Source organism: Kutzneria sp. 744 (assembly GCF_000568255.1).
Classification (GTDB): Bacteria; Actinomycetota; Actinomycetes; order Mycobacteriales; family Pseudonocardiaceae; genus Kutzneria.
Genome location: NZ_KK037166.1, coordinates 11,379,886 through 11,384,845 on the forward strand (window position 1 = coordinate 11,379,886; position 4,960 = coordinate 11,384,845).

Genomic DNA, 4,960 nt, shown 5'->3' on the forward strand with positions numbered 1-4,960 from the left:
GGGCACCCTGCTCGCGGCCACCTGGCTGCACCAGTTGCTGCCCGACCTCACACCGGCCCAGCAGCGTGAGGTCGCCGCGCTCCAATCACTCACCGGCCCACCTGAGGACGGAGCAATCCTGGTCAGCACCCCGCCGATGGCGACCGCGCACCACAGCATCTCGCTCGCCGCGCTGATCGGCGGCGGCGTCCCCGGCGCAGTCAGCCAGGCGCACCACGGCCTCCTGGTCGCAGGCGAACTCGACCAGTTCACCACCGCTGCGCTGGGATCGCTCCGCGTCACGCTGCTTGCGCGAGAGACCACGCTCATTCACGGCGGGCACGAGCGGCGCTTCCCGGCCAACTTCCAGCTGTTCGCCACCTGCGTCCGCACCTCGGCGCTCCGGCGGCCACGGCTTGCGCCGGGGCTGCTGGACGCCATTGACATTCACCTCACGCTGGGAGCGTCTGCCTGCGTGATGAACCAGCATCCCAGCACCGCCGCGCAGCAGCGGGCCGGACAACTCCTGACACAGGCGCGAACCCGGGTCGCCGCTGCGCGGGCCCGCAGCGCCGCCCGATGGAACCCAGGTGCTAGGGCGTTGTCCGGCGCGGGAACGGCTCTCACCAACGCCGCCGTGCCGACCGAGCGGCTGCACACTGTGCCGATGCCCGGCGAGCTGGCCGCCCCCGTGTGCCAGGCGCGGGACGCCGGAGCGTTGTCCCGCCGCGGCGCCGAGGCCGTTTGGCGGCTGGCGTGGACCATCGCCGATCTCGACGGCGCTAAGCGACCTGACCTCGGCCACGTGGAGCAGGCCCTGGCACTGCGGCGCGCGGACGGCACGCGCCCGGCCGGATCGCAGGTGCGGTGATGCCCGGACCCCCATCGGCGTTCATCCCGCCCTACCGGGAGCTGTACGTGCGCGACGTCGGCGACCTTGGCGACGCGCTGATCGGATACGGCCTGCGCAAGGAGTTCGAGCAGCAGGTCCGCACCCGCCTCCCCGAGCTGATGATGAAGGGCATCACCCGCTGCTGGATCCGCTGGAGCACGGTGTGGGTGGTGCAGTGCGGTGGGGGCGCGCGCAACAACCGAGTCGTGCTCGCCGGACGGCTAGCCGCGGACCACCGTCGAGCCCACGCTGCCCTACCTGCATCGCTACGAGGTGCGCACGCCGTTGTCGGACACCGCTCGGTTCCTGGCCGCCCTGCAAGCCGACTATCCGCCCGGCACACCCACGCGCGCGCTGGCCGACGGCATCCACGGCCTGCTCACCGCGTTCGCCCACCACAAACGCGAGCGCCATACCGGGGTGCCGCTGGCCCAGATCGACCGGGCGATCGCCGAGCCCTTGCGGCCGCTGCTCGCCGCCTGGCTGCACGGCGAGGACATCACCGACACCGACGACCAGCAGTGGCGGCTGCGCTGACCCGATAAGACGGCCTCGACAGCGGGAACGCGACGACGCGACGCCGAGGTCCCGCACGGCGGGGCGGCCGCCCGCTACCCCCGGTGAGTGCATCCCACCGCCCGAGCCACGGCGTCGCCCGAACCGGGTGGAGGAGAACCCGAATTCCCCCCAACCCGACAGCGACCCGCGAAGGCCACCAACGAGCTCGCCCTCATTCGCCCACCGGCTCGCCGGCCGCATACGTGCGATGGGATTCCCAGCAGGGCCAACATTCCCGCACCCCACCGAAATGCCGTCGGCGGGCCGACCACTGGGAGCCAGGACCGGCTGCTAGCGTCTTACCCGTTTGCCTGATCCGCACAATGCTGGGTGCGCGGATCACCGTCCCCGCGCTGGCGGGGCTGCTGCGGTAACCCAGACATGACCGGCTCGCCCGGGTACAACGTCGACACGTCCTGCCTGCGACGAGCAGTCGCCACGGCACACGTGCCCGCCTGGTGCTCGTGCGCCGCCGATTGTCGCCGGCGCTGCTCCAACCACGCTGCTAACCGCGCGGTCAGGCCTGCCGCCGGTCCGAACGGATCGGCGCGGCACGCCAGCGAACTCGGACATGAAGGAGTCGGCGGTGAACACCGCAACGCCCACGTTCCCAGCCTGACACGCGGAAGCCCTCGCCAACAGCTGTGGGCTTCCCGAATCCGCCAGGTTCTGTGGGAATGGGCACAGGACGCCATCACGCTCTACAGCGCACCCCGCCCCGCCTGGCCGCGCTGTCGTCGCTGGATCGCGCCGAGCTGCCCGCCGTCACCACGCTGCCGCCGCGGTTGGGCACGCGCTACGCAATCCTGTCCGAGCCTGCGGTCGGTGCCACGGTCTTCTCCGACATAACCCCATTCAGTACGGCGGGGGGATCGCCAGCTGAGCCGCCGACCAGCGCGGCACCAAGAACATGGTGCTGCTGTTTGCGAACACCAAAATCGACGACGATGTCTACGAGATCCTCTGCGGCGGCGTCCGCAAGCTCGGCGTCCCGTTGGTAGAAGTGGCGCTGGCCGAACCCCGTGATCGGTGTTCGAGGATCGGCAGCCTCTCGGTAACAGCGGGTTCGCTCCGTACTCGTAATACCTGAAGATCCTGCCGCGCCGGAAGTGGTTGGCCGCCAACGCCGAGCCGGCCGACATCGTGCTCCACAGCGGGATCGACCCGAACCCTCGGGACCGCAAACGCGCGCTGGCCATCGAACGCGGTTGGACGCCGGGGCGCTCTGCCTTCCCATTGCTGGTCGAGCCGGGTTTGACCAAAAAGGACATGCTCGCGGAGGCGCGCGCCGCCGGGTTGACCCCACCAGCGTCGTCGGCTTCAACCTCGACGAACTCGGCGAGGCTGAAACCGAGAAGGTAATCCGAGCCGCCGCACGTCGCCATCAGTGCGCTCACCTCGGTCGGGTGCCCGGAATTGCGATCTTCGACCAACTCATGCCCGGGATTGCTCTGGCGCTGGGGTGTCGTGGATGTTCTGGCCAATCCGGCCGCTGCACGCCGAGTCACTGTCGGCGGACTGATCGAAGGCCATGTGGATAGTGGGCAGCCATGGGGCCGGTCGCCGGCGTGCGGTAGATGAACCAGGCGATACCGCGTCTACCCCGCCTCTGCCTCTGACGACGTCGTGATCGGACGCTAACCAGCCTTGCCACAGCCACAAACGGGCACACCCCGGCACGCCGACGGCGATCGGCGGCCAGCGCGTCGGACACACACCTGACCATCGAAAGGACCCCTTGTGCGCCGCCCCATCCACCACCACTACAGCCCTGACGAGATCGCGCAGTTCCAACAGCACAACGCACACTTGTTGACAATGGCCGAGCACGCACTGACAGATCCGGAGACGTACGCCGCGATCACCGACCAGATCACCGCGGCCGCGCCCAGCGTCACCGGACTTCGGTCCATCGACCGCGCACTGCTCGCGCTGCAGACTCTGCCGGTCGGTCTTTCGCTGACTGACATCGACACCGTCGAGGGATGGCTCGCCCGGGGCCGGCGCGTCACACGCGGGCAGCAGGCACTGCAGATGCTCCCGGCTGAGGTCGACCCCCAACACCTGCGGGCGCGAGCCGACGGAACCCGCCCCACGATCCGCATGGCGCCGGTGTTCGATATCAGCCAGACCAGCTACCTGCACCAGACCACGGCGGCCCCGTCGGCCCGCCCTGGTGCGCCGAGCACGACGGACCCGCGCCCCCGCCCGCGCACAGGCACCACGGACACGGCGACACCGAGCAAGGAACTCCGCGACATGGGCGCGGCGCTGCGCGACCGCGGATTCACCATCGAGCGCACCGGCGCGATCGTGCGAGCTGACGGCGTCGCCAGCCGAGTGTTCGTACCCAGTCACCTCACCGACGATCAGGCGGCCAATGCTGTGCACCGCCTGCTGGCCGTCCTGGACGACCTCAATGGCCGGGCGCCACTGGCCCAATGCGCAACAAGCCCCGCCGCCGAGCGCTCAGCGCGGCCTGCGCCACCCGCGCCCGTGACCCCGACTGCAAGCGTCCACAAGCGGCGGTCGCAAGGAGCGGCAGACCAGACCCGCACGGCACCCGTGGCCCCGTCACCGGTCAAGCCCTCCAGCCCGGCCAGCGCCTCAGCTGGCCAGCTCCCGCTCCCGACCGCCGCCACCGCCGAGGCCCCGTCGTCGCTACCCGGAGGACTTCGCCCGCAAGTGGCCCGACGCCGCAGGCCTCATCACCCGCTCACACCAGCTGACCTCGACCCAGCAGACGGTCCTCGCAATCTACGAGGACGACCGAGACGAGACCGCGGTGACCCGCGCCCAGCGTGAAGTGATTGCCGCCGCCGTGACCGCCGAACGCGACGAGGCCTACCGCATCGCCAAGGGGTCACCCGCCGGCCTGGCCGCGCTCGCGCTGGTCGTGCGCGACCTCATCACCGACGCGTCCTGTCAGCTGCTGCTGCAGCCGTGGGAGCAGCTTCTCGGTGGGCCTTTGCTCGGTAGCACCACCAGCAACCCGTTCAGCTCGTAGACGTGCCGCCTGCGCCAGCCGCGATCGCGCGGCTGGCGCGCGATCGCGCGGACACACCGTGAGGAGCAGCAGGCGTCCACGCTGTTGGACACGCCCATGACAAGCCGTGAGTTCGACGAACTGATCGCCGCGGTGTGGGACACCGACAGCGAGGCCGAGGGCCTCCGGGCGTCTTTGCCGGTGAGTGCCGGACGGGTGGGGCCAGAACTGCCCGGACAAAAAGTCCGGGCACAGAACAACCAGCGACGCCGCGAAGAGGCCCTGCGCTGGCTGTGGTCCTCCTCCGACACCCGGCCCACATCCGCAACACCCGCTGGGGCGCGCTGAATGCCATCGGCGAGCACCTTGACCATGCGGGCCGCACCAACAGCGCCAACCGCAACGCCCTACGGACCCTCACCAGCGGCGACGTGGCCAAGAAGAAGCAGACCGCGTTCGCACTGCTGACCAGCTGAACCGCGCCCGTCCCGTCGAAGGCGCGCACGGGGCGTCCCACGCCACGCCCGCCACGACACTCGCCCCCA

5 protein-coding genes are annotated in these 4,960 nt (G+C 70.3%); all 5 read left to right on the top strand.

What is annotated here, in order from left to right:
- Positions 1–850: ATP-binding protein (locus tag KUTG_RS62770; protein ID WP_043727438.1), on the top strand; the 850-nt coding region annotated here is incomplete at its 5' end.
- A 306-nt stretch (positions 851–1,156) separates the two neighbouring features.
- Positions 1,157–1,408, top strand: a complete 252-nt coding sequence (locus tag KUTG_RS51410; protein ID WP_198047661.1) for a hypothetical protein — start codon at positions 1,157–1,159, stop codon at positions 1,406–1,408.
- Between the two features lie 931 nt (positions 1,409–2,339).
- A complete protein-coding gene (locus tag KUTG_RS60205; RefSeq protein ID WP_157495405.1) occupies positions 2,340–2,519 on the top strand; it encodes a hypothetical protein in 180 nt (59 codons plus the stop codon).
- A 1,695-nt stretch (positions 2,520–4,214) separates the two neighbouring features.
- Positions 4,215–4,436 (top strand): hypothetical protein, encoded by a 222-nt coding sequence (locus KUTG_RS51415; RefSeq protein WP_043727443.1) that lies wholly within the window; start codon positions 4,215–4,217, stop codon positions 4,434–4,436.
- Between the two features lie 272 nt (positions 4,437–4,708).
- A complete protein-coding gene (locus tag KUTG_RS51420) occupies positions 4,709–4,891 on the top strand; it encodes a DUF932 domain-containing protein (RefSeq protein WP_043727445.1) in 183 nt (60 codons plus the stop codon).
- The last annotated feature ends 69 nt before the right edge of the window (positions 4,892–4,960 follow it).

Excerpts from the sequence above, each read along its gene's own strand:
- KUTG_RS60205 (WP_157495405.1), top strand. The coding sequence starts at position 2,340 with ATGGTGCTGCTGTTTGCGAACACCAAAATCGACGACGATGTCTACGAG.